Origin of the sequence: Type-D symbiont of Plautia stali (assembly GCF_001485335.1) — a bacterium.
GTDB classification, from domain to species: Bacteria; Pseudomonadota; Gammaproteobacteria; order Enterobacterales; family Enterobacteriaceae; genus Pantoea; species Pantoea vagans_C.
Window position 1 is genome coordinate 1 of sequence record NZ_BBOC01000011.1, and the last position, 22979, is coordinate 22979.

At 54.3% G+C, this 22979-nt stretch carries 22 protein-coding genes and 3 tRNA genes; 9 read left to right on the forward strand and 16 right to left on the reverse strand.

Annotated features, from left to right (window positions below; translation table 11 throughout):
• Nucleotides 1-9 precede the first annotated feature (9 nt).
• The 6 genes from PSSD_RS05365 to PSSD_RS05390 form a co-directional block, all read right to left on the reverse strand.
• A complete protein-coding gene (locus tag PSSD_RS05365; RefSeq protein WP_039330720.1) occupies nucleotides 10-1149 on the reverse strand; it encodes a glycerate kinase in 1140 nt (379 codons plus the stop codon).
• A gap of 85 nt (nucleotides 1150-1234) precedes the next feature.
• On the reverse strand, nucleotides 1235-2119 hold the full coding sequence (gene garR, locus PSSD_RS05370) for a 2-hydroxy-3-oxopropionate reductase (protein ID WP_039330718.1): 885 nt from the start codon (nucleotides 2117-2119) through the stop codon (nucleotides 1235-1237).
• 19 nt (nucleotides 2120-2138) lie between these two features.
• The gene (gene garL, locus PSSD_RS05375; RefSeq protein WP_058969866.1) at nucleotides 2139-2906 is read right to left on the reverse strand and encodes a 2-dehydro-3-deoxyglucarate aldolase; all 768 of its coding nucleotides are present in this window, start codon (nucleotides 2904-2906) and stop codon (nucleotides 2139-2141) included.
• 52 nt (nucleotides 2907-2958) lie between these two features.
• Nucleotides 2959-4290, reverse strand: coding sequence for a glucarate dehydratase (gudD, locus tag PSSD_RS05380; RefSeq protein ID WP_039330715.1), 1332 nt, complete (start codon nucleotides 4288-4290; stop codon nucleotides 2959-2961).
• A gap of 10 nt (nucleotides 4291-4300) precedes the next feature.
• A complete protein-coding gene (locus tag PSSD_RS05385) occupies nucleotides 4301-5647 on the reverse strand; it encodes an enolase C-terminal domain-like protein (RefSeq protein ID WP_039330713.1) in 1347 nt (448 codons plus the stop codon).
• Nucleotides 5648-5656: 9 nt separating this feature from the next.
• A complete protein-coding gene (locus PSSD_RS05390; protein WP_039330711.1) occupies nucleotides 5657-7003 on the reverse strand; it encodes an MFS transporter in 1347 nt (448 codons plus the stop codon).
• A gap of 507 nt (nucleotides 7004-7510) precedes the next feature.
• Here PSSD_RS05390 and garD point away from each other — a divergent pair.
• Nucleotides 7511-9070, forward strand: coding sequence for a galactarate dehydratase (gene garD, locus PSSD_RS05395; protein WP_039330709.1), 1560 nt, complete (start codon nucleotides 7511-7513; stop codon nucleotides 9068-9070).
• A 62-nt stretch (nucleotides 9071-9132) separates the two neighbouring features.
• On the opposite strand, the gene PSSD_RS05400 is transcribed toward garD, so the two are convergent.
• The 4 genes from PSSD_RS05400 to syd form a co-directional block, all read right to left on the reverse strand.
• Nucleotides 9133-9579 (reverse strand): flavodoxin, encoded by a 447-nt coding sequence (locus tag PSSD_RS05400; RefSeq protein WP_058969867.1) that lies wholly within the window; start codon nucleotides 9577-9579, stop codon nucleotides 9133-9135.
• A gap of 12 nt (nucleotides 9580-9591) precedes the next feature.
• Nucleotides 9592-10371: a tRNA pseudouridine(65) synthase TruC gene (truC, locus tag PSSD_RS05405; RefSeq protein WP_058969868.1), complete on the reverse strand. Its 780-nt coding sequence runs from the start codon at nucleotides 10369-10371 to the stop codon at nucleotides 9592-9594.
• Nucleotides 10371-10697: a YqcC family protein gene (locus PSSD_RS05410; protein WP_039330703.1), complete on the reverse strand. Its 327-nt coding sequence runs from the start codon at nucleotides 10695-10697 to the stop codon at nucleotides 10371-10373. The genes truC and PSSD_RS05410 overlap by 1 nt, the downstream gene beginning before the upstream one ends.
• Nucleotides 10698-11285: 588 nt before the next feature.
• Complete coding sequence (gene syd / locus PSSD_RS05420) at nucleotides 11286-11834, reverse strand: SecY-interacting protein (RefSeq protein WP_058969869.1); 549 nt, start codon at nucleotides 11832-11834, stop codon at nucleotides 11286-11288.
• Nucleotides 11835-11896: 62 nt separating this feature from the next.
• On the opposite strand from syd, the gene queF reads away from it, so the two are divergent.
• From queF to xni, 3 genes are all read left to right on the forward strand, one after another.
• Nucleotides 11897-12742 (forward strand): NADPH-dependent 7-cyano-7-deazaguanine reductase QueF, encoded by an 846-nt coding sequence (gene queF / locus PSSD_RS05425; protein WP_058969909.1) that lies wholly within the window; start codon nucleotides 11897-11899, stop codon nucleotides 12740-12742.
• A 186-nt stretch (nucleotides 12743-12928) separates the two neighbouring features.
• Nucleotides 12929-14284 carry a nucleotide 5'-monophosphate nucleosidase PpnN gene (gene ppnN / locus PSSD_RS05430; RefSeq protein WP_058969870.1) on the forward strand — a complete coding sequence of 452 codons (1356 nt, stop codon included), beginning with the start codon at nucleotides 12929-12931 and terminating at the stop codon, nucleotides 14282-14284.
• 38 nt (nucleotides 14285-14322) lie between these two features.
• Nucleotides 14323-15078 carry a flap endonuclease Xni gene (xni, locus tag PSSD_RS05435; protein ID WP_058969871.1) on the forward strand — a complete coding sequence of 252 codons (756 nt, stop codon included), beginning with the start codon at nucleotides 14323-14325 and terminating at the stop codon, nucleotides 15076-15078.
• Nucleotides 15079-15292: 214 nt separating this feature from the next.
• On the opposite strand, the gene rlmM is transcribed toward xni, so the two are convergent.
• The 4 genes from rlmM to PSSD_RS05460 form a co-directional block, all read right to left on the reverse strand.
• On the reverse strand, nucleotides 15293-16393 hold the full coding sequence (rlmM, locus tag PSSD_RS05440) for a 23S rRNA (cytidine(2498)-2'-O)-methyltransferase RlmM (RefSeq protein ID WP_039330692.1): 1101 nt from the start codon (nucleotides 16391-16393) through the stop codon (nucleotides 15293-15295).
• The gene (locus tag PSSD_RS05445; protein WP_058969872.1) at nucleotides 16386-16781 is read right to left on the reverse strand and encodes a DUF423 domain-containing protein; all 396 of its coding nucleotides are present in this window, start codon (nucleotides 16779-16781) and stop codon (nucleotides 16386-16388) included. Before PSSD_RS05445 ends, rlmM begins: the two co-directional genes overlap by 8 nt.
• 51 nt (nucleotides 16782-16832) lie before the next feature.
• The gene (locus tag PSSD_RS05450; protein WP_058969873.1) at nucleotides 16833-17750 is read right to left on the reverse strand and encodes a transcriptional regulator GcvA; all 918 of its coding nucleotides are present in this window, start codon (nucleotides 17748-17750) and stop codon (nucleotides 16833-16835) included.
• Between the two features lie 334 nt (nucleotides 17751-18084).
• Complete coding sequence (locus PSSD_RS05460; protein WP_058969875.1) at nucleotides 18085-18309, reverse strand: YgdI/YgdR family lipoprotein; 225 nt, start codon at nucleotides 18307-18309, stop codon at nucleotides 18085-18087.
• A 204-nt stretch (nucleotides 18310-18513) separates the two neighbouring features.
• Between PSSD_RS05460 and csdA the strand changes: the two genes are divergently transcribed.
• Both csdA and csdE read left to right on the forward strand, forming a co-directional pair.
• Complete coding sequence (gene csdA, locus PSSD_RS05465) at nucleotides 18514-19719, forward strand: cysteine desulfurase CsdA (RefSeq protein WP_058969876.1); 1206 nt, start codon at nucleotides 18514-18516, stop codon at nucleotides 19717-19719.
• Nucleotides 19720-19723: 4 nt separating this feature from the next.
• Entirely contained in the window at nucleotides 19724-20173 is a 450-nt protein-coding gene (gene csdE, locus PSSD_RS05470; RefSeq protein WP_058969877.1) for a cysteine desulfurase sulfur acceptor subunit CsdE, read from the forward strand.
• Here the strand turns inward: csdE and tcdA are convergent.
• Nucleotides 20161-20967: a tRNA cyclic N6-threonylcarbamoyladenosine(37) synthase TcdA gene (gene tcdA, locus PSSD_RS05475; protein ID WP_058969878.1), complete on the reverse strand. Its 807-nt coding sequence runs from the start codon at nucleotides 20965-20967 to the stop codon at nucleotides 20161-20163. The two genes, csdE and tcdA, sit on opposite strands and share 13 nt — an antisense overlap.
• Nucleotides 20968-21142: 175 nt before the next feature.
• Nucleotides 21143-22291 carry a murein transglycosylase A gene (gene mltA / locus PSSD_RS05480; RefSeq protein ID WP_058969879.1) on the reverse strand — a complete coding sequence of 383 codons (1149 nt, stop codon included), beginning with the start codon at nucleotides 22289-22291 and terminating at the stop codon, nucleotides 21143-21145.
• Between the two features lie 204 nt (nucleotides 22292-22495).
• On the opposite strand from mltA, the gene PSSD_RS05485 reads away from it, so the two are divergent.
• From PSSD_RS05485 to PSSD_RS05495, 3 genes are all read left to right on the forward strand, one after another.
• Nucleotides 22496-22572: transfer RNA gene (locus PSSD_RS05485), tRNA-Met, on the forward strand.
• Between the two features lie 52 nt (nucleotides 22573-22624).
• Nucleotides 22625-22701: transfer RNA gene (locus tag PSSD_RS05490), tRNA-Met, on the forward strand.
• A 50-nt stretch (nucleotides 22702-22751) separates the two neighbouring features.
• A tRNA-Met gene (locus tag PSSD_RS05495) sits at nucleotides 22752-22828 on the forward strand.
• Nucleotides 22829-22979 lie beyond the last annotated feature (151 nt).

Sequence of the window (22979 nt, forward strand, 5' to 3'; positions counted from 1 at the left end):
CAACATTCATTACAACCCTTGCCCTGCCTTAATGGTCGCGGCGACATTGCGCGCCGTGAGCCGCACATTCTGTGCCGCATTGGCCAGCGCATCTTCCAGTGAGCCAATACTGAACAGCACGCTGAACACCGCATCCAGCCCGTGCTGATGCACCACGCCGACGTCCGCCGTCAAGCTGCCCGCAATGCCAATCACCGGCTTATTGAATTGTTTGGCGACCTTTGCCACGCCAATCGGCACTTTGCCGTTAATCGTCTGGCTATCAATCCGTCCTTCGCCAGTGATCACCAAATCTGCATCTTTCACCTGCTCGGCTAACCCCAACGCTTCGGTGACAATTTCAATGCCTCGGCGCAACTCAGCCTGGCAAAATGCATGCAGCGCCGCACCCATGCCACCGGCGGCACCACCACCAGCAATGTGCAGCACATCAATATCCAGATCGCGATGAATAATGCCCGCGTAATGTTCCAGCGCCTGATCCAACTGCTTCACCAGTTCCGGCGTGGCGCCCTTTTGCGGGCCGAAAATCGCCGAAGCGCCATCTTCACCGGTTAAGGGGTTGGTCACATCGCAGGCGACTTCAATGCGACACTGCTGCAGGCGGGCATCCAGCTGATCGATCTCAATCCGTGCCAGCTGCGGTAATGCTCCACCGCCGAAAGCAATCTCATTGCCCTGCTTATCCAGCAAGCGCGCGCCGAGCGCCTGCATCATGCCGGATCCGCCATCGTTGGTGGCGCTGCCACCAATGCCGATGATGATATGGTCCACGCCACGGTCGAGTGCGTTTTTAATCAACTCGCCGGTACCGAAAGAGTTGGTCATCAGCGGATCGCGCTGTGCGGGCGGCACCAACTCCAATCCACTCGCGGCAGCCATTTCGATAAATGCCGTGCGTGCATCGCCGGATAAGCCATAAAAGGCCTCCACTGGCGCGCCCAACGGTCCAGTCACATTCAACCTGACAAGGCTACCTTGTGTGGCGGCCACCATCGCTTCTACCGTGCCTTCCCCCCCGTCGGCGACCGGTATTTTTACGTATTCGGCTTCGGGAAAGATTTCGCTAAATCCCGCTTCTATTGCCGAAGCCACTTCCAGGGCAGACAAACTCTCTTTATATGAATCCGGTGCGATGACAATTTTCATAGGCAATCCGAGCGCGGTGAAAGACGGTTTTCCGTCCGGCTAATGCAGTAAGCGGTCCGGCATCCTCAGACACCGGACGTGCAAACTACCGGGTGATCTCTACCTGAGCTAATTTTTCATAATAGCAAGCCAGGGCGCTATGGTCGGAAGTGCCTTTGCCATCGACCTTCAGCGCCTGCATCATCTCCATGACCGCGGCGGTCAATGGCAGATGGGCACCAATGCCATGTGAAGTATCCAGTGCATTGGCTAAGTCTTTGATATGCAGGTCGATGCGGAAACCAGGCTTGAAGTTACGATCCAGCACCATTGGCGCTTTGGCGTCCAGCACCGTGCTGCCCGCCAGTCCGCCGCGAATGGCCTGATAAACCAGTTCAGGATTCACGCCCGCTTTGGTCGCCAGCGACAAGGCTTCTGACATGGCAGCGATGTTCAGCGCCACAATTACCTGGTTTGCCAGCTTAGTGACGTTGCCTGCACCGATATCTCCGGTATGCACCACCGAACCCGCCATCGCTTTCATGATGTCGTAGCACTGGTCAAACACCGCTTTATCGCCACCGACCATCACTGACAAGGTGCCTTCAATCGCTTTAGGCTCGCCACCGCTCACCGGCGCATCAAGCATCTTGATGCCTTTTTCTGCCAACGCATCGTGCACTTCGCGGCTGGCTAATGGCGCGATGGAACTCATATCGATGACGATCAGCCCCGGTTTGGCCCCTTCGATAATGCCATTGGTGCCCAGGCAGACTTCTTTAACCTGTGGTGAATTGGGCACCATGGTGATCACCACATCCACCTGTTCGGCCACTTCTTTTGGCGTTTTCGCCACGGTTGCACCCAGCTCCACCAGTTCGGCTTCATTGCTGACATTGTGGTCACGTACTACCAGTGAATAACCAGCTTTCACCAGGTTTTTACTCATCGGTTTGCCCATAATACCGAGGCCGATAAATCCAATTTTCATTGCCTTTCCCCTATGTCAGTTATTTCTTAAATTTGTCGCACAACGCCTGCGTGGCGTTACGGAACACACCCAAATCGCTGCCCACCGCAACAAAAGTGGCACCCCACTCCAGATAACGGCGCGCGTCCGCTTCCACCGGGGCAAGAATGCCGCTCGGTTTGCCCGCGGCTTTGGCACGCTCAAAGATGTGCTTAATCACTTTCAATACTTCAGGATGCGCAGGCTGGCCGAGATAGCCGAGCGCGGCAGACAAGTCACCCGGACCGACAAAAATGCCATCCACGCCTTCAACTGCGGCAATCGCATCGATGTTGTCGACTGCCTGCTGCGTTTCGATCTGCACCAGCACCGTGATGTTGTCATTGATGGTAGCGTTGTATTCCGGCAGCGTGCCGTACATATTGCTACGATGCGAAACGGATACGCCGCGGATCCCCACCGGCGGATAGCGTGTAGATGCCACGGCGCGAATCGCCTCTTCCTCGGTTTCCACAAACGGCACCAGGAAGTTGTAGAAACCGATATCCAGCAAACGCTTAATAATGATCGGTTCATTGCATGGCGGACGCACCACCGGCGCACTGTGGCTGCCTTTCAACGCCATCAACTGCGGAATGAAAGTGGTAATGTCGTTTGGCGCATGTTCACCATCCAGTACCAGCCAGTCAAAGCCCGCCAGTCCCAATACTTCAGTTGAAATCGGGCTGGCAAGTGCACACCAGCTACCAATCAGAGTTTCCCCTGCCAGTAAACGGCGACGAAAATGGTTCGGCCAGGCATTGCTCATTGTCGTTACTCCTGTCGGTTACAGCAGGCACCCGCACGGGGTGCCGGAATCGTTAGCGCACCAGGCACGGACGTTTGTTATCAAAGGTCCAGTTCGGTACGAGGAACTGCATAGCCTGCGCATCATCGCGCGCACCTAAACCGTGTTTCTGATACAGCGCGTTGGCTTGCATCACCTGATCCATATCCAGCTCCACGCCCAGCCCCGGTTTTTGTGGGACCTGCACCATGCCGCCTTTGATCTGGAACGGCTCTTTGGTCAGACGCTGATTGCCTTCCTGCCAGATCCAGTGGGTATCGATGGCGGTGATGGCGCCCGGTGCGGCAGCGGCAACATGGGTGAACATCGCCAGTGAAATGTCGAAGTGGTTGTTAGAGTGTGAACCCCAGGTCAGGCCAAAGTCGTGACACATCTGCGCCACCCGCACCGAACCTTGCATGGTCCAGAAGTGAGGATCGGCCAGCGGGATGTCCACGGATTGCAGTGACAGCGTGTGGCCCATTTGACGCCAGTCGGTGGCGATCATGTTTGTCGCCGTCGGCAGGCCGGTAGCACGACGGAATTCCGCCATCACTTCACGACCGGAATAGCCCTGCTCTGCACCACAAGGATCTTCCGCATACGCCAGCACACCTTTCAGTTGCTTACCGAGCAGAATTGCCTCATTCAAAGACCATGCGCCGTTGGGATCGAGTGTCACTCGCGCCTGCGGGAAACGCTTCGCCAGCGCCGTGACCGCTTCCGCTTCTTCACCGCCGCGCAGCACACCGCCTTTGAGTTTGAAGTCGTTGAAACCGTATTTCTCATACGCCGCTTCCGCCAGACGCACCACGGTTTCCGGCGTCAGTGCTTCTTCATGGCGCAGGCGATACCAGTCGCATTTATCATTTTCCTGGCTCTGATACGCCAGCGAGGTTTTCTTCCGATCGCCAACGTAGAACAGGTAACCGAGCATTTCGACGCGGTCACGCTGCTGACCATCACCGAGCAGTGACGCCACATTGACACCAAGATGCTGGCCGAGCAGATCCAGCAACGCCGCTTCGATGCCGGTGACCACATGAATGGTGGTACGCAGGTCAAAAGTCTGGTTGCCGCGTCCGGCAGAGTCGCGATCGGCAAAGGTACTGCGCACCAGATTGAGGATATTTTTATATTCACCGACGGTTTTCTGCACCACCAGCGCCGCCGCGTCTTCCAGCGTCTGACGAATCTTCTCGCCGCCAGGAATTTCACCCACGCCGGTGTGGCCGGCGTTATCTTTGATGATGACGATGTTGCGGGTGAAGAACGGCGAATGGGCGCCACTCAGGTTGAGCAACATACTGTCGTGACCGGCCACTGGAATGACCTGCAACGAGGTAATTTTCGGGGTCTGACTCATTTCCTGCTCCTTATGCATGACTGCGACCGAAGGCCGGGCGCTTGCGGTCGAATGACCAACCGGGAACCAGATACTGCATTGCCGTGGCGTCATTACGTGCGCCCGCCGGCAGGGATTTGTAGAGGGCATTGGCTTGGTGGATGCGGTCCCAATCCAGCTCAACACCCAGCCCTGGTTTGTCCGGCACGGCAATTTTGCCGTTGCGGATTTGCAGTGGCTCTTTGGTCAGGCGCTGATCGCCCTCCTGCCAAATCCAGTGGGTATCAATCGCCGTGGGTTTACCCGGTGCAGCAGCGCCAACGTGGGTAAACATTGCCAGAGAAATGTCGAAGTGGTTGTTAGAGTGGCAACCCCAGGTCAGGCCCCAGTCGTCACACAGCTGCGCGACTCGCACCGCGCCACTTAGCGTCCAGAAATGTGGATCCGCCAGTGGGATATCCACGGAGTTGAGCATCACCGCATGATTCATCTCACGCCAGTTGGTGGCGATCATATTGGTGGCGACCGGCAACCCGGTGGCGCGACGGAATTCGGCCATCACTTCACGCCCGGAATAACCTTGTTCAGCACCGCACGGATCTTCGGCGTAAGTCAGCACATCACCCATGCCTTTGCACAAGCGAATCGCTTCATCGAGTGTCCAGGCTCCGTTGGGATCGACTGTGATACGAGCATCCGGGAAGCGCTTCTTCAGCGCGGCCGCCGATTCAATTTCCTGCTCGCCCGGCAATACACCGCCCTTGAGTTTGAAATCTTTGAAGCCGTATTTGTCCTGTGCCGCTTCTGCCAGACGAACCACCGCCTCCGGTGTCAACGCTTCCTGATGACGCAGGTGATACCAGTCGTGACTGGCGCCTTCGCCGGTCAGATACGGCAAATCGGTTTTGCGACGATCGCCAAGGTAAAACAGATAGCCCAGCACCGTGACTTCATCGCGCTGTTGACCGGGGCCAAGCAATTCTGCCACCGGCACGCCAAGACACTGCCCCAACAGGTCGAGCAGTGCTGCTTCCAGCGCAGCCACGGCATTAACGCGCAGTTCAAACGTCCAGGCACCTTTGCCAAAGGTGTCGAAATCCGCAGACTGGTTGCCTTTGTGCACCTGCTGTACCAGGCGATTCATGCGAGCCACCTGCTGGCCTTTAACCTGTGGAATCGCTTCGACCAGCGTTTGATAGATGGTCTCACCACCTGGCGCTTCACCCACACCGGTATGGCCAGCGCTATCGGTTAACACCACGATATTGCGGGTAAAACAGGCGCTGTGTGCGCCGCCAATGTTCAGCAGCATGCTGTCGTAACCGGCAACCGGGATCACCTGCATATCGGTGATCACCGGGGTACTTTGCGTGTTCATACTCAGTCCTTATGCCCGATGTTTGAGTTCGATGCGTTTGATATCGCCCGTAATGAACAGGAAGCTAAACGCAGCAACAAAGGCGTGAATGCCGACGTAAATCAGCGCACCCTCGAAAGAACCGGATGCCGCGATGATGTAGCCAATGGCAATCGGCGTGACGATGCCGGAGAAGTTGCCAAACATGTTGAACAAACCGCCGCTTAACCCGCTGATCTCTTTCGGTGCGGTATCCGCCATCACCGCCCAGCCCAACGCACCAATGCCTTTACCGAAGAAGGCCAGCGCCATAAACAGCACCACGACCCACTCTGTTTCGGTGTAGTTACACATCACCATGCTGATAGAGAGCAGCATGCCAACCACAATCGGGGTTTTACGCGCAATATTCAGTGAACCGGTTTTACGCATCAGGTAGTCGGAAATCACACCGCCCAACACCCCGCCCAGGAAGCCACAGATAGCCGGAATCGAGGCGATCATGCCTGCTTTCAGGATTGACATGCCGCGTGCCTGCACCAGATACACCGGGAACCAGGTGATAAAAAAGTAGGTCAGTGCGTTAACGCAATACTGGCCGAGATAGATGCCCCACATCATGCGGGTCGAGAGCAGCTGTTTGATTTGATACCATTTTTCATCCCAGCTCACTTTGCGCTCTGATTTTTTGGCATCCATATTGATCAGTGCGCCGCCTTGCTCCATGTACTCCAACTCGGCTTTGTTCACACCAGGGTGGTTATTCGGATCATGCATAAACTTCAGCCAGACGAAGCTGAGGATGATGCCCAGTCCGCCCATGAACCAGAACACATGCGCCCAACCCACTTCCGCCACCAGCCAGCCCATGATTGGGGCGAAAATCACCGTGGCGAAATACTGTGCCGAGTTGAATATCGCCACGGCAGTGCCGCGCTCTTGTGCCGGGAACCAGGCTGCCACAATGCGGCTGTTGCCGGGGAACGAAGGTGCCTCCGCCAGGCCAACCAGGAAGCGCAACAGGAACAGTGAAATGACGATGCCAAAGCCACTGAACAGGTCAACGAAACCTTGCAGCAAAGTAAACAGCGACCACAGGAAAATGCTCCAGAAGTAGACGCGTTTTGAACCAAAGCGGTCGAGCAGCCAGCCGCCAGGAATTTGCCCAATCACGTAAGCCCATGAGAAGGCGGAGAAGATATATCCGAGACCGACCGAGTCGAGGCCGATATCTTTAGACATGGCAGAACCGGCAATCGAGATGGTTGCGCGGTCACCGTAGTTGAACGACGTGACGATAAATAACATCACCACAATCCAGTAACGGGCATTGGTGCGTTTTTGCACGGCTTCCGCTGTCTGGCTGAAACTATTCATGCTGCACTCCTGAAATATAGCGAACGCTACATTCACTCTGACTGCATACACATCGCGTTGGGTATCAGAATGATGTCGGGTTAAACACGGCGATTGTTGTTGTGGCAAAACGATGATGCGTCGTGACAAATAACCAAACGTTTGAAGAACGAGAATCAGTATAGGAACAGCATGGAGGCGAAACACTGGAAGGACGCCCTACAATGCAGGTCAATTAGCAAAGAATTTATGGCATCTGCACATAACGCTGCGGCATGGCTCACGGAACCACATCACGCATGGTCAAATTGATTAAAAAGCAGACTATGGGTGCGCACTTTGTGAGTCTCTTCACTTGCGTTTGGCAAAACGTCCCAAACTCAGCCAATAAAAGTGCGTAATGCCAGTCAGTTGCACAATGCGCCGCCCAATACCCCTGCATATACTGAGGCTGGCAAAAAATGATGTCGTGATGAAAGCATTTACACCGCGCTGCCATGTACAGTGCGACGAACTGGAAGGTGAGCAATGAACCGACCGCTTACAGAAAAACCGCTTTATATAAAAGTACATGACGCCGATAACGTGGCGATCGTGGTTAATAATCAGGGTCTACCTGCTGGCACGCGCTTTGACGATGGCCTGCAGCTCACAGAGCATGTCCCGCAAGGGCATAAAGTGGCGCTGGTTGATATCCCTGAAAACGGTGCGATTCTGCGCTATGGCGAAGTGATTGGCACCGCCCTGCGCCCCATCGCCCAAGGCAGCTGGATTGAAGAATCTCTGGTGGCGTTACCCGAAGCGCCACCGCTTAACAGCCTGCCATTGGCCAACAATGTGCCTCCGGCACTGCCCCCGCTGGAAGGCTACACTTTTGAAGGCTATCGCAACGCTGATGGCAGTGTCGGCACCCGCAATCTGTTAGGCATCACCACCAGCGTGCACTGCGTCGCTGGGGTTGTGGATTACGTTGTGCAGATGATTGAACGCGATTTACTGCCGCGCTATCCCAACGTTGATGGCGTTGTCGCCTTAAATCATCTCTATGGTTGTGGTGTGGCGATCAACGCCCCTGCGGCTGTGGTGCCGATCCGCACCATTCATAACCTTGCGCTCAATCCTAATTTCGGTGGCGAAGTGATGATCGTCAGCCTCGGTTGCGAGAAGCTGCAACCCGAGCGATTGCTCACCGGCACACCCGACGTGCAGGCAATTTCGCTGGATGACCATGACATTGTGCGTTTGCAAGACGAACGGCATGTCGGCTTCGGCGCGATGGTGGATGAAATTCTACAGGTGGCCGAGCGCCATTTGAAAAAGCTGAACCAGCGCCAGCGTGAAACCTGCCCGGCGTCAGCGTTAGTGATCGGCACTCAGTGCGGTGGCAGTGACGCCTTCTCAGGTGTGACTGCCAATCCCGCCGTGGGTTTCGCCTCGGATTTGCTGGTGCGCTGTGGGGCAACGGTGATGTTTTCCGAGGTTACCGAAGTGCGTGATGCCATTCATCTGCTGACACCCCGAGTAGTAGATGAAAGCGTGGGCAAACGCCTGCTGGAAGAGATGGCGTGGTATGACGACTACCTCAGCCAGGGGCAGACTGATCGCAGCGCTAACCCTTCACCGGGCAATAAAAAAGGCGGCCTGGCTAACGTGGTGGAAAAAGCGCTGGGTTCGATTGCCAAGTCAGGTCGCAGCCCGATTGTGGAAGTGCTGTCACCCGGTCAGCGTCCGACCCAACGTGGCTTGATCTATGCCGCCACGCCAGCCAGTGACTTTGTATGCGGCACCCAACAGATGGCATCCGGTATCACCTTGCAGGTGTTTACCACAGGTCGCGGCACGCCCTATGGTTTAGCCGCTATTCCGGTGATCAAGATGGCCACGCGTAACGCGCTGGCTGAGCGTTGGCATGATTTGATGGATATTAATGCTGGCACCATAGCGACCGGTGAAGAGAGTATTGAACAGGTCGGCTGGCGGTTGTTTGAGTTGATTCTGGAGATCGCCAGCGGCCGTAAGCAGACATGGTCCGATCGCTGGGGGATTCGTAATCAGCTGGCGGTGTTTAATCCGGCGCCGGTGACGTGATAGTGACGACCGCCATAAACGTGGCCCTACAAATGTAGGGTCACCATTTATGGCGACTTCAATTACAACAACTTACCCCAGCTCGCCACCCAAGGTGTGGTCACCGATTCTGGCTCTGGATCTTCTGTTGCATCCACCAGCAGCACTTCGCCAATACGTTGCGCGCTCTGCTCTTGCAAGGTGGCATCGAAGGTTTTACCCGCGCCGCAGAAATTGTCATAGCTGCTGTCACCCAGCGCGATCACGCCATAGCGCAGCTCTGGCTGATAGCCCAACTCATCGCGAACTTTCACATATAAACGCGCGATATTGTCGGGGAAATCCCCCTGACCGGTGGTTGAGGTCACGATGAGAATCACGTCTTTGCTGTAAGCCTGCCAGTCGGCCAGCGTTGCATCTTCAAACACCTTCACTTCATGGCCTTGCTCTTCCAGCACCGGCTGAGACTCTTCAGCCACCAGCAGCGCGTTGCCGTAAACCGTACCTGTAAAAATGCCAATCTTTGCCATCTTGCCGCTCCTTTATTCTGTTGGCTTATCCTGGACTGCCTCGTCGGCAAACTCAACCCTGGGAACCTCAGGGATCTGATCCTGCCAGCCAAAGTGTTGCAGCATTTGCTGCCAGACGCGATCCAGGCCGGCACGGATCACCAGCGGTTCACCGGTAACCGGATGAGTAAGGCTGAGGCTGCTGGCGTGCAACATCAAACGATTCATCCCAAAATGCTCTGCCGCACCGCGATTTTGACGCAGATCGCCGTGAGCACTGTCGCCAATAATGGGATGGCGCAGATGCACCATATGGCGACGCAGCTGATGTTTACGACCGGTATGCGGAGACATCTCTACCAGAGTGTAGCGGGCGCTGTTGTAGCGGCTAATGGCGACGGGCATCTCCACCTGCGCCAATGAGCGATACTCCGTCACGGCATCCTGTGCAGTGCGCTCTTGGTTAGCAAACTTATCGGCTATCTTATCCAGCTCTTCCATCAGCGGATAATCGAGTGTCGCGCTGCCGTCGAGCCAGCCGCGCAGCACCGCGTGATAGGTTTTCTGCATTTGATGCTGCTCGAACTGCTGTGACAACAGATGGGCCACTTCGCTGGACAAGGCCATCAACAACACACCTGAGGTCGGGCGATCGAGACGATGAACGGTGAAAACGTGCTGACCAATTTGATCGCGTACCGTTTGCATCACCACCACTTTTTCGTCGCGATCCAGCCAACTGCGGTGCACCAGCCAACCGGACGGTTTATTGACGGCAACCAGCCATTCATCTTGGTAGAGGATTTCCAGCATCAGGCAGTCGGGTCCTGAAACAGTGCGTCAAACTGGCCCAGTGCCAGTAGCAGCGCAGCGTGACCTGGCGTGCTGTCTGCCAGTGAAACTTCATAATAAGGCGTGACGGCGAAATTTTGTGGCAGCGGTGCACCCGCTTCAATCAAGGCGTGAAAACGAGGGATAAGCACCCACTGCAGCCATTCCAGCGGCTCAAGTGTATCGAGACAAAAAGGCTCGCTGCTGGCGAAGGCTTCCGCTTCAGGGGGCTGGGTCTGCCAGTGGTCATGTTCGCGCATCACCGCTTCGACCTGCTGCAGCCGTTGAATAATCATTTGCGACGACATACGCCACCTCCAGAGAAAATTGGGCGGCAAGCATATCACTAGTCAGTCAATGCGCAAAAAAGCCATAAAAAAAGGGAGCACTGTGATTACAGTGCTCCCGGTTTCGTTTGCAGCATTCCCGCCACCGCTGTGCTCCCTGCTCATCCATGACAACTGTTCCTGCGCTTTCCATTGCCTGTCATCATGACATTTGTCCTTAGCATCCTGGCCCACCACATCCAACGTGGCTCTCATTCTCCATCCTGGAGGTGTCCTTAACTCAATCCTGAGTGTCCTGCTTCATCCTGAAGCCTTCCGTGTGTCGTAAGCTCCGTTACGTTCCTGCCGCCTGGCTGACATTCTCCTGAACGTCTCTTCATCCCTGGCTTCCTGCCAGTGGTGACTATTCTGTCAGAAACCATCGCAATAACAAGCTAGTAAGAGGCGTTAATAGATTGAGTCAGATTATCTCTTTAGGAGAAACGCTATAAGCTCATGATTCACAATATTTTTACATCGAAGCCTTCCAGAAGGCTGCAAAATGATCTAGCGATCTCTCACACACGATGTGAGAGATCTCTTACAAAACAGATATCTTAACTCTGCCAATCAAGCAGTAAGCGGTTGTAAAGCATTAAGAAATATCTGAACATCCGCCGCCAGAACCTGACGATTTTTACTACCAGGCTGCTCCAGAATAACTTCGCCGGTTAAGTTGCAGACGGCAATCACATCCTGTTCTGATTCAGTTGTGGCAATAAACAATGTTGGACTCTGTTTCAGGCGGCGCTTCATCACCAAATGCCCAATCAGGTTTTCCTGCAAGCGGGTAAAGTCTGATTCACTCCACACCTGTAATAGCGTAATTGGCTGCTGCTCAAAGCTGGCCGTCATATCACCGGCAAATTGGGACGTGTAGAAGGCAGTGATCTCTGGTTGCAACTGAATGTCCAGCGCGCGCTCAACCGCTTCCAGCGTCGCGGGCAGCGTAAAGGGTTGTGGCTGCCATAACACACAATCTTCCAGCGTGCTCACAATGCAGGGGGAAGGCACACCTAACAGATCGGCACTAGCAGGCAGATGCCCAGATTGTTGTTGCCAGAGCTGAACATAACGGGCGGTAAATTCACGCAGGGCGTCTGCGGTTTGCTGCATCATTCATCTTCTCGCTTATGATCGGTTACACTTAGCCACTTTGATGGAATCTAGTGGTAACCGATATGTCTTCTGAAAACCGCGATCAGGCATTAAGCGGCCTGACCTTAGGTAAGCCTACGGCTTATGTTGATCGCTACGATAACACGCTGTTGCAATCCGTGCCGCGCAGCCTGAATCGTGAACCGCTTGGGCTTTACCCGGATAATTTGCCATTCCAGGGTGCCGATATCTGGACACTGTACGAACTCTCATGGCTGAACAGCAAAGGCGTGCCGCAGGTCGCTGTGGGCGAAGTCGTACTCCGCGCCGATAGCGAAAACCTGATCGAGTCCAAGAGCTTCAAGCTTTATCTTAACAGTTTTAACCAAACGGTTTTCGCCGACTGGGGTGAAGTGCGCCAAACGCTGGAACGCGACTTACGCGCCTGCGCCAACGGTGAAGTCGGCGTCGCGCTTTTCCGTCTGAGTGAAGTCGAAGGCCAGCCGATTGGCCATTTCAACGGCGAAGTGATTGACGAGCAGGATATCGAAATCCATGACTATGCGTTCAATGCCGACTATTTAGCGCGGGCAGCGGGAAGCGAAGTGGTTGAAGAAACGCTGGTGAGCCATTTGCTGAAATCGAACTGCCTGATTACACATCAGCCCGATTGGGGGTCAGTGATGATTCGCTACAAAGGCCCACGCATTGATCGTGAAGCTCTGCTGCGCTATTTGATCTCATTCCGTCAACACAATGAATTCCATGAGCAGTGCGTTGAGCGCATTTTCAACGACATTCAGCGCTTTTGCCAGCCAGAATGCCTCACTGTTTACGCACGTTACACGCGTCGCGGTGGGTTGGATATCAATCCCTGGCGTAGCAATGTGCCCTTCTCTCCCACTTTCTCCCGCTTGGTTCGCCAGTAACAGATTGCGAGGCACCTCGCAGGCCGCTGCACGGATGCGCGGATCCACTTGAGCATTCACCGCGGACAACGTTACTCTGTCAAAGGCGCGAGGAGTCAAACCTGCGTTCCAAAGGATTTTCGTCACTGCGTTCAGTCAGTTAAGCGCAGCGTCATCAGTCACGCCTTTGCGTGTAAAGGAGTTCTCTTGATTACACATATTAGCCCTCTTGGCTCGATGGATCTGCTCTCCCAGTTGGAAGTCGACATGCTGAAGCAAACCGCCAGCAGCGACCTTTACCAACTGTTTCGTAACTGCTCGCTGGCGGTGCTGAATTCCGGCAGCCAGACCGACAGTAGTCAGGAACTGCTTTCCCGCTTTGAAAACTTTGATATCAATGTGTTACGCCGTGAGCGTGGGGTAAAACTTGAGCTGATTAATCCGCCGGAAGAGGCGTTTGTTGATGGGCGAATTATCCGCTCGCTGCAAGCCAACCTGTTTGCCGTGCTGCGCGACATTCTGTTTGTGAATGGCCAACTTGAGCGCAGCGATCAACAAAATGCCGATGATTCCGCGCACATCACCAACCAGGTGTTTTCTATTCTGCGTAATGCCCGCGCACTGCACATCGGCGAGTATCCCAACACCGTGGTGTGTTGGGGCGGCCACTCCATTAATGCGTTGGAATACCAATACTGTCGTAATGTGGGCACCCAAATGGGTCTGCGTGAACTGAACATTTGCACCGGTTGCGGGCCTGGCGTGATGGAAGCGCCAATGAAAGGGGCAGCCGTCGGCCATGCACAGCAACGCTACCACGACAGCCGTTTTATCGGCCTGACAGAGCCATCCATCATTGCGGCAGAGCCCCCGAACCCGTTGGTCAATGAACTGATCATCATGCCGGATATCGAAAAACGCCTCGAAGCCTTTGTGCGCATTGCACATGGCATCGTGATCTTCCCAGGCGGGGTCGGTACTGCGGAAGAGCTACTGTATCTGCTGGGCATTTTGATGAACCCGCACAACAGCGATCAGGTATTGCCTTTAATCCTGACCGGGCCAAAAGAGAGCGCAGATTACTTCCGTGTACTGGATGATTTCATCGTTAACACCCTGGGCGAAACCGCGCGCAAGCACTACAAAATCATCATTGATGACGCAGCAGAAGTGGCGCGTCTGATGAAGAAAGCCATGCCGCAGGTGAAAGAGTACCGTCGTGAAACCGGTGATGCTTACAGCTTTAACTGGTCGATTCGCATCGCCCCTGAGCTGCAGGTTCCTTTCATGCCAACCCATGAAAACATGGCCAATCTGAAACTGTTCCCGAACCAGCCAGCAGAGAAACTGGCTGCTGACCTGCGTCGTGCCTTCTCTGGCATCGTCGCCGGAAACGTTAAAGAAGTGGGCATCCGTGAAATTCGCGAGAAAGGTCCGTACAAACTGCACGGGGATGCCGATTTGATGCATCGCATGGACGAACTGTTGCAGGGCTTCGTGGCCCAGCAGCGTATGAAGCTGCCAGGCAGTGCCTACATCCCGTGCTACGAAATCATTAAATAACCCATCAGGAAGGCAGCCTGCGGGCTGCCGCTATCATTATGTCGTTTCATCTTCTTATTATTGATGCGCTCAACCTGATCCGCCGCCTGCATGCCGTGCAAGGCACGCCTTGCCGCGATGCCTGCGTTGCGGCACTGCATCAGCTATTGGGCCACACACAGCCGACACATGTGGTGGCAGTTTTTGATAGCCAGGACCGCCATCCCGGCTGGCGGCATCAGCTGTTGCCCGATTACAAAGCAGGTCGCCCACCGATGCCCGACGATTTGCAGCTGGAGATGCCCGCCATTCAGCAAGCGTTTGAGGCCGTGGGCGTCAGTTGTTGGGTGGCCGATCTGGATGAAGCAGACGATCTCGCCGCCACCCTGGCAGTGAAAATGGCCGATGCCGGACATCAGGCCACCATCGTGTCTACCGACAAAGGTTATTGTCAGTTGCTGGCGCCGAATATCCGTATCCGCGATTATTTCCAAAAACGCTGGTTAGATGTGCCTTTCATTGAGCAGGAGTTTGGTGTTTCCCCCCTTCAGTTGCCTGATTACTGGGGATTATGCGGCATCAGTAGCAGTAAAATTCCCGGCGTGACAGGCATAGGCCCCAAAAGCGCCCGTGAGTTGCTGGTGCAGTTCGGCACGCTGGAAGCCCTCTATCAGCAGCTCGATCAGGTGCCCTATAAGTGGCAGAAGAAGTTGCGGGATCATCAAGACATGGCCGACATTTGCCGCCAGGTCTCGACGTTGAAACGCGATTTGGTGTTGCAGGGTAATTTGAATACGTTGCGGTATAAGGCGTAGGTACAGAATTGTAGTGGCGAGCAGGCGCTGCCAACGCAGCTGCAGCGCGAAGTATGACGGGACTTTCAATGCAAAGTAGAAGAACCGAATTTCCCTAAATAATTCGTGTTGCAGGAAGGCGGTAAGCCTGTGAGTCCCCGGGAGCATACACAAGTATGTAACCGGGGCGAGCAGGCGCAGCCAACGCACCTGCAGCGCGAAGTATGACGGGAAATTAGCGTTCGTCGCGACGGCCACCGACCGCAGCCCACAACCTTCTTACGTGAACGGTAATCTCTTCGCGGTCGTGATACAGCTGGCGCGCCTGAATTTGCGCATTCACGCCCTTCTCTTTCAGCGCGGCATCGATCATCGCCAGGTTCTGCGTCACTTCCTCATAACGCTTTTTCATCGGCAGCTTGAGGTTGAAGATCGCCTCACGGCACCAGCCGTTGACCAACCACTCGGTCATCAAACTCGCGACACGCACCGGTTTTTCTACCATATCGCACACCAACCAGCTGATGTTGTTGCGCGTCGGACGGTATTTGAAGCCATCTTCACGGCAATGCGTAACCTGTCCGGTATCCATCAGGCTTGGCGCCATCGGACCGTTATCGACAGAATAAACCCACATGCTGCGCTTCACTAACTGATAGGTCCAGCCACCTGGGCAAGCCCCGAGATCCACCGCATACATCCCACTCGCCAGGCGCTCATCCCACTCATCAGCCGGGATAAACACATGAAACGCCTCTTCCAGCTTCAGGGTTGATCGGCTTGGCGCATCGGATGGGAACTTGAGGCGCGGAATACCCATATAGAACGGTGAGTTGTTGTCAGACAGCGAATAACCGACATAGCAGGTGCCCGGCGCAATAAAGAACACGTGCACTACCGGGCGTTTCGGCGATTCGTAATTAAGCAGAATTTTGCTCTCACGCAGGCTGGCGCGCAGTGGCACGGTCAACTTACGGCAAAATTTGGTGAGTTCTTTGGCTTCGTTGGTGTCCGGCACTTCAACACGCAGCTCGCCGCCCTTCTCCACCACACCGGTCAGCATGCCGACAATCGGCGTAATGCGATCTTCCGGTGGTAAGTCACGCAGCAGCTCACCGACCACTAACATTTGACGCGCAAAAATCAGCTCGGCAAACGGCAAGTTTTTAATCAGCTTTTCCGCATCTTCTTGCTGGTAACATTCAAACAGCACATAGCCGGAGTCATCCTTTACGCGTGGGAAACCGTAAATCTCACGCTCTGCGGCTTTGGCACTGATTTCCGCCGCACACTCTTTTTCAAATCCTGGACGGCAATAGAGTAAAACTTTATTCATGGCGATCTGCCTTTCGTTTCAGACGCAGCGCGCCAATCAACATCAAGAACCAACCAATCAGGAAGCACAAGCCTCCCACTGGCGTGACAAAAACCCAAAACTTCATATGCGACAGCGCTAAACAGTAGAGACTACCACTGAACAACACGGTGCCGAGCGCCAACATGGCGCTGCTCCAGTAGAACCAGATATTGGCGCGACGCAGCATCGCCGCCCCCAGACCAATCACCGCCAGCGTATGGTACGCCTGATATTCAAGACCGGTATGAATCCACGCCATTTCGGCTGGGCCAAGCGACTTGCTCAGCACATGCGCCCCAAAAGCACCAAATGCCACCAACAGAAACCCGCTGATGGCCGCAAATACAAACATGGCACGACTGGACATTCAGTAATCCTCAAAGGTGAAACCGCACATCACTGTGCAGTAATCAACGTATTAGTGATCGTAGCGAAAGCGGAATTTTTCTTGTTCATGGGCCGCTTTTTCCAGAATCCACTGACGAAAGGCGGCTATTTTACCCAGTTCTGCCTGACTGTCATGACAAACCAGATAAAAAGCGTTTTTACTCACTAACACGTCATTAAATGGGCAGACCAAACGCCCAGCCTCAATCTCACTCTGTGCCATCACGTTGTTGGCCAGCGCCACGCCCTGACCGTGGATCGCCGCCTGCAATACCATGGCGCTGTGGCTGAAAATCGGGCCCTGCTGCACATTGATGTGCTGCAAGCCTAGCTGGCGAATGTAGGATTGCCAGTCACGGCGTGAGGCATCATGCAGCAGCGTAAAATGGGCCAAATCTGCGGGGGTTTTAAGCGGATGCTCACCCGTCAGCAGCATTGGGGAACAGACCGGCAACAAATATTCGGCATACAGTTTTTCTACCCGCAGTCCCGGCCAGTTGCCACGACCGTAGAAAATAGCGACGTCGACATCGTCGGCCAGTTTCTCTTCATCCCGGTCCACAGCCTGAATACGTACATCAATGCCCGGATAAGCCATATTAAAGCTTGAAAGACGCGGAACCAGCCACTGAATAGCGAAACTGGGCAGCAGGCTAACGGTCAATGCCCCCTTCGCACTGCGCGCCTGAAGCTTACGCGTGGCATCATTGATGGCAGAGAAAATCTCTTTGATATCCAGATAGTAGCTTTGCCCATCTTCAGTCAGTAAAAGCGAACGATTCCTCCGCCGAAATAGCTTAAGACCGAGGAAATCTTCCAGAGATTTAATCTGATGGCTAACAGCTGCCTGGGTAACAAACAGCTCTTCAGCCGCTTTAGTAAAGCTCAGATGACGCGCAGCTGCGTCGAAAACACGCAATGCATTGAGCGGGGGAAGACGTTTTGACATGGTTTTCCGTCTACGGATTTACAAGGTAATAGTCCAACTTATACAAAGTCGCTACGTATTAGTTTTTTTAATCCGAGACATTATAATTTGTCCGTTGAGGAAGCTCCAGCAAATACCTATAGTTGCCGCACTTCCTGAGCCGGAACGAAAAGATTTCTGGAAACGTGCGAGAGATCGCAGACTTTTGGAGAGCTTTTGGCTTGTGGTCGTGATGTTGTGTTTGCATTTTGATCTGACGATTGCAGATCAAGCTTTTAATTCCTGTAGATTTACCCTGTCTGTCCAAGTGATTGTAAGTAGCACCGCAAATTGCGGTGCTTTTTTTATCTGAAGCTTACTGACCCATCTCAACCATCTCTTTCACATCCGTACGATTGATCTGCTGCTCATTGCCATTGGCATCTTTATAGCTAATCATACCGGTTTCATCGTCAACTTTCGGTTTCCCGTCCGCTACAATGGTGCGACCATCGTTGGTATGCATGACATAATTGCTGGAACAGGCAGCCAGGGTAAAGGCCAGAGTACACACGGCAAGCACTGCGGTAAGTTTTTTCATCTTCTATCTCCTTGCAGATTGATTGCATTAAACCACCCGCGCGCTGACCACAGGCGCCAAAGTGAAATCGACTGGTTAAGGTCAATTCTTTATGCGGGTTTCGGTTCAAACCTTGCAATAATTAGCATAACGCGCTTTTCCAGCTTTGCCAGGTAACAGACCGGCTTTCAGCCTGGTCCTAACATTCAATACAGTGGGCTGAGTATGACCATTTTTTCTCCAACCGCCTTTCGCCAGCAGTTTCCCGCGCTGAGTGATGCCGGTGTCTATCTCGACAGCGCCGCGACCGCCCTGAAGCCACAAGCGGTGATTGACGCCACCTCGCAGTTCTATTCGCTCAGTGCAGGCACCGTGCATCGTAGCCAGTTTAAAGCGGCTCGCGTACTGACAGAACAGTATGAACACGCACGTGGTCTGGTCGCCCGCTGGATCCATGCCGCCGACGACCGCCAGATTGTCTGGACGCGTGGCACCACAGAAGCCATCAATCTGGTGGCCAACAGCTGGCTGGCTCCCCGCCTGCAACCGGGTGATGAAATAGTCGTGAGTGAAGCTGAGCATCACGCGAACCTGGTGCCGTGGATAATGCTGGCGCAGGCCAAAGGGGCAAGAGTGGTGAAGTGGCCGATTGGCGAAGATCGTCTCCCGGACATTAATCTGCTGCCCGAGCTACTTAACCCACGCACCAAACTCCTGGCCATTGGGCAGATGTCGAACGTGACCGGCGGCTGTCCCGATTTAGCGCAGGCCATTTCGCTGGCACATGCCGTTGGCGCAAAAGTGATGGTGGATGGCGCACAGGGCGTGGTACATGCCCCGCCAGATGTTCAGGCACTGGATATCGACTTCTACGCTTTTTCCGCACACAAGCTTTACGGCCCGATGGGTATTGGCGTGTTGTACGGCAAAGCAGATCTGTTGGAAGAGATGGATGCCTGGCAAGGTGGCGGCAAGATGTTAACTCAGGTCGACTTCAATGGCTTCACCCCACAACCGGTCCCCTGGCGCTTTGAGGCAGGTACACCCAATGTTGCCGGCGTTGTCGGGCTGAGTGCCGCGTTAGAGTGGCTTTCTCAGCATCACGCGGAGAAGGCCGAGATGTGGAGCCAGCAGCTTGCCAGTCTGGCTGAAGAGCAGTTGAGCGAGATCCCCGGTTTCCGCAGTTTCCGTTGTGGTCATGCCAGCCTACTGTCGTTTGATATTGAGGACATCCATCACAGCGATATTGTGACGCTGTTGGCGGAACAGGGCATCGCGCTGCGTGCAGGACAGCATTGTGCGCAACCCTTAATGACCGCGCTGGGTGTCAGCGGCACATTACGCGTCTCCTTTGCCCCCTATAATAATTCGCAGGACGTGGATGCGCTGGTGCGCGCTATGCTTCATACCGTGGAATTGCTGAGTGAATAACGCTATGACAACCCTGACTGGCTCACATCCTTTTGGCGACGTGATTACCGCAACCAGCCTGACCGAAAAGTTTTCTCATTTTCACCAGTGGGAAGACCGCTACCGTCAATTGATTCAACTCAGCCGTCAGTTGCCCGCGCTGCCGGAAGAGGTGAAAACCGCCGAAATTGAACTTAGTGGATGTGAAAACCGCGTGTGGCTCAGCAGCCAGTTGCTGCCCAACGGCACCCTGCACTTTTATGGTGACAGTGAAGGCCGTATCGTGCGCGGTTTACTCGCCGTTCTGCTGACCGCAGTGGAGGGCAAAATGCCAACGGATCTGTTAGCACAGGATCCGCTGGCGTTGTTTGATACCTTAGGCTTGCGCGCACAGCTCAGTGCCTCACGCAGCAGCGGTTTACAAGCGCTGGCGGACGCCGTTCTGCGTGCCGCACGCACTCATCAGGCTGCCTGACGCGCCGCACGGGCGAGGAATTTTTTCAGCGCATGTGAAACGGCAATAAAACCAAAGGTCGCGGTTACCATCGTAGCCGCACCGAACCCCGCCGCACAATCCATGCGTTTTGGACCTTCAGCGGTACTTTTCGAGGTACAGACGCTGCCATCCAGCTGCGGATACACCAATGCTTCGGTCGAGAAGACGCAATCAATCCCTAACTTGCCTTTGCTGTTCTTCACAATCTTGAAGTCGCTTTTCAGCCGCTCGCGCAGCTTCGCCGCTAAAGGGTCCTGGATGGTTTTCGCCAGATCGCTGACCTGGATCTGCGTAGGATCGATTTGACCGCCCGCACCACCTGTGGTGATGAGCGGGATTTTATTACGGCGACACCACGCAATCAGCGCAGCTTTGGGGCGTATGCTGTCGATGGCATCGATCACATAGTCGAAACCAGCCGACAACAGTTCAGCGGTATTCTCTGGCGTGATGAAATCATCAATGCAGATCACTTCGCATTCGGGATTGATCGCCCGGATACGCTCGGCCATCACTTCAGTTTTTGCCTGCCCGACTTTACCCTGCAGCGCATGGATCTGACGGTTGGTGTTGGTGATACAGACATCGTCCATATCGATCAGGGTGATTTTACCAATGCCCGTGCGTGCCAGCGCCTCAGCCGACCACGACCCGACGCCGCCAATGCCAATGACACAGAAATGGGCATCGGCAAAACGCTGCAGTGCATCCTGCCCGTACAAACGTCCCGTGCCACCAAAACGCTGCCGCCAGGCGTCGCTGACTACTTTCATATCAAACCTTTAATTGCGGTACGCAGGATTGCACACCCTGGAAAACAATGACGGTACTGTGGTGCGCATAAATGCGCACCCTACAAAAAAATCATGGAACATGTAGGGTCGCCATTTATGGCGACCAAAAATAGTGATGTTGCACTTTTCGACAGATTCACCGAACGCAACAATATCAATTTGCACCGATAATCAGTGAACCATTATTGCCATTCTGCGGATTGCTAAACAGCGGCTGTCCTGCACCAGGCGCAGCTTTTAACACCCAGACACGGCCATAGTGGTTATAAAAACCAGCAAGGTGCGCGGCATCAGGCCCCACACCCTGATAGATATCGAAGTGCTGGCCTTTGATCGCCCCGCCCACATCCAGCGCCACCATCAGGCGCATTTCATATTTGCCATTGAACTTGCCTTTCTCGTTCAACTGCGGCACTTCCGCCAACAGCGCGGTACCTGCCGGGATCAGTGAACGATCCGATGCCACAGACGCCTTAGCAATCAGTGGTACCGCACTGGCCCCACGCACCGGCACGTAATCTTCTGGCTTGAAGAACACGAAGGATTGGTTGGTTTCCAGCACATTACGCACCTCCTCAGGAGAGTGCTCCTGCGCCCACTGGCGAATCGCCTGCATCGACATATCTTCACGCTTCACTTCACCGCGATCGATCAGCTCTTTACCCACGCTATGATACGCCCAGCCGTTTTTGCCGCCGTAGCCAAAGAAACGCAGTGGACGACCGTCGCCGAAATCGACATAGCCGCTGCCCTGCACATCCATCATGAAGTTATCGATCAGCGAGTTGCTCCAGGCAATCACATAGCGCTCATCAAGTGCTCCACTATATATAGAAGCGCGGCTTGGCAATTTCTGCCCACGCGGACGCGGCGGCATGCGATAAATCGGATACTGGAATTCGCCCTGACGGGTATAACGCGCTTCTACCACCGGCGTGTAGTAACCGGTGAACTGCACGTTGCCATAATTATCGGTGCCTTCCATTTGATAGGCATTTAAACCGAACTGGCTGAGCTGACGGGTGTCGGCACCGGAAAGCAGCCAGTTTTGAATCGCGCTATAGGTTCCGGTATTGCGGCTGTAGAGACCTGATGATGCGCTCTGAATCTGCTGAATTTGCACGCCAAAGTCTCTGCCGTTGACCGGACGCCCTTTGGCATTGGGTTCATTGACCAGCCCGAGTGGCTGCTCCAGCTTGCCATCTATATATTGCTGACCCCGATCGGTTGGTTTAGAACTACAACCTGCTAACAGCGCGAGAAACGCGCCAGTCAGTGCATACTTCGCCCAATGTCCTTTCATCACTTTCTCTTTTTATCGCTTGTTGGCCCCGCGACGATAGCAAACGGACGGAAAGAATGAAATCCGCCACAGGTTACCGCGCTCACATCTGTACAATTAATCGCCCGATGGCGCTTTTATTCATCAACTGGCTGTAAATTTAGGACCTTATGGCAAAAAGAGGTTGCATCGCGGCGCGCCAGGAGTATAGTGCGCATCCACGGACGCGGGGTGGAGCAGCCTGGTAGCTCGTCGGGCTCATAACCCGAAGGTCGTCGGTTCGAATCCGGCCCCCGCAACCAATTCTTCTTAAGTGAAGAGACAATTTGAAAGTCGTGTAACGCGTCAGACGGACGCGGGGTGGAGCAGCCTGGTAGCTCGTCGGGCTCATAACCCGAAGGTCGTCGGTTCGAATCCGGCCCCCGCAACCAATTGTCTTAAGAAGAATACAATGTGAAAAGTCGCTAACGCGGCAGACGGACGCGGGGTGGAGCAGCCTGGTAGCTCGTCGGGCTCATAACCCGAAGGTCGTCGGTTCGAATCCGGCCCCCGCAACCAATTACAGATAAGCACCTTAACGGGTGTTTTTTTGTTTTTGGCGTTTGGCCAAAATAAGGCGGCATTGCCGCCGCCCTTTTATACCCAAAATAATTCGAGTTTCAGGAAGGCGGCAAGTGCATGAATCCTCAGGAGCTTACTGAAGTAAGTG

Excerpts from the sequence above, each read along its gene's own strand:
- PSSD_RS05365 (WP_039330720.1), bottom strand. The coding sequence starts at position 1,149 with ATGAAAATTGTCATCGCACCGGATTCATATAAAGAGAGTTTGTCTGCC.
- garR (WP_039330718.1), bottom strand. The coding sequence starts at position 2,119 with ATGAAAATTGGATTTATCGGCCTCGGTATTATGGGCAAACCGATGAGT.
- garL (WP_058969866.1), bottom strand. The coding sequence starts at position 2,906 with ATGAGCAATGCCTGGCCGAACCATTTTCGTCGCCGTTTACTGGCAGGG.
- gudD (WP_039330715.1), bottom strand. The coding sequence starts at position 4,290 with ATGAGTCAGACCCCGAAAATTACCTCGTTGCAGGTCATTCCAGTGGCC.
- PSSD_RS05385 (WP_039330713.1), bottom strand. The coding sequence starts at position 5,647 with ATGAACACGCAAAGTACCCCGGTGATCACCGATATGCAGGTGATCCCG.
- PSSD_RS05390 (WP_039330711.1), bottom strand. The coding sequence starts at position 7,003 with ATGAATAGTTTCAGCCAGACAGCGGAAGCCGTGCAAAAACGCACCAAT.
- garD (WP_039330709.1), top strand. The coding sequence starts at position 7,511 with ATGAACCGACCGCTTACAGAAAAACCGCTTTATATAAAAGTACATGAC.
- PSSD_RS05400 (WP_058969867.1), bottom strand. The coding sequence starts at position 9,579 with ATGGCAAAGATTGGCATTTTTACAGGTACGGTTTACGGCAACGCGCTG.
- truC (WP_058969868.1), bottom strand. The coding sequence starts at position 10,371 with ATGCTGGAAATCCTCTACCAAGATGAATGGCTGGTTGCCGTCAATAAA.
- PSSD_RS05410 (WP_039330703.1), bottom strand. The coding sequence starts at position 10,697 with ATGTCGTCGCAAATGATTATTCAACGGCTGCAGCAGGTCGAAGCGGTG.
- syd (WP_058969869.1), bottom strand. The coding sequence starts at position 11,834 with ATGATGCAGCAAACCGCAGACGCCCTGCGTGAATTTACCGCCCGTTAT.
- queF (WP_058969909.1), top strand. The coding sequence starts at position 11,897 with ATGTCTTCTGAAAACCGCGATCAGGCATTAAGCGGCCTGACCTTAGGT.
- xni (WP_058969871.1), top strand. The coding sequence starts at position 14,323 with ATGTCGTTTCATCTTCTTATTATTGATGCGCTCAACCTGATCCGCCGC.
- rlmM (WP_039330692.1), bottom strand. The coding sequence starts at position 16,393 with ATGAATAAAGTTTTACTCTATTGCCGTCCAGGATTTGAAAAAGAGTGT.
- PSSD_RS05445 (WP_058969872.1), bottom strand. The coding sequence starts at position 16,781 with ATGTCCAGTCGTGCCATGTTTGTATTTGCGGCCATCAGCGGGTTTCTG.
- PSSD_RS05450 (WP_058969873.1), bottom strand. The coding sequence starts at position 17,750 with ATGTCAAAACGTCTTCCCCCGCTCAATGCATTGCGTGTTTTCGACGCA.
- PSSD_RS05460 (WP_058969875.1), bottom strand. The coding sequence starts at position 18,309 with ATGAAAAAACTTACCGCAGTGCTTGCCGTGTGTACTCTGGCCTTTACC.
- csdA (WP_058969876.1), top strand. The coding sequence starts at position 18,514 with ATGACCATTTTTTCTCCAACCGCCTTTCGCCAGCAGTTTCCCGCGCTG.
- csdE (WP_058969877.1), top strand. The coding sequence starts at position 19,724 with ATGACAACCCTGACTGGCTCACATCCTTTTGGCGACGTGATTACCGCA.
- tcdA (WP_058969878.1), bottom strand. The coding sequence starts at position 20,967 with ATGAAAGTAGTCAGCGACGCCTGGCGGCAGCGTTTTGGTGGCACGGGA.
- mltA (WP_058969879.1), bottom strand. The coding sequence starts at position 22,291 with ATGAAAGGACATTGGGCGAAGTATGCACTGACTGGCGCGTTTCTCGCG.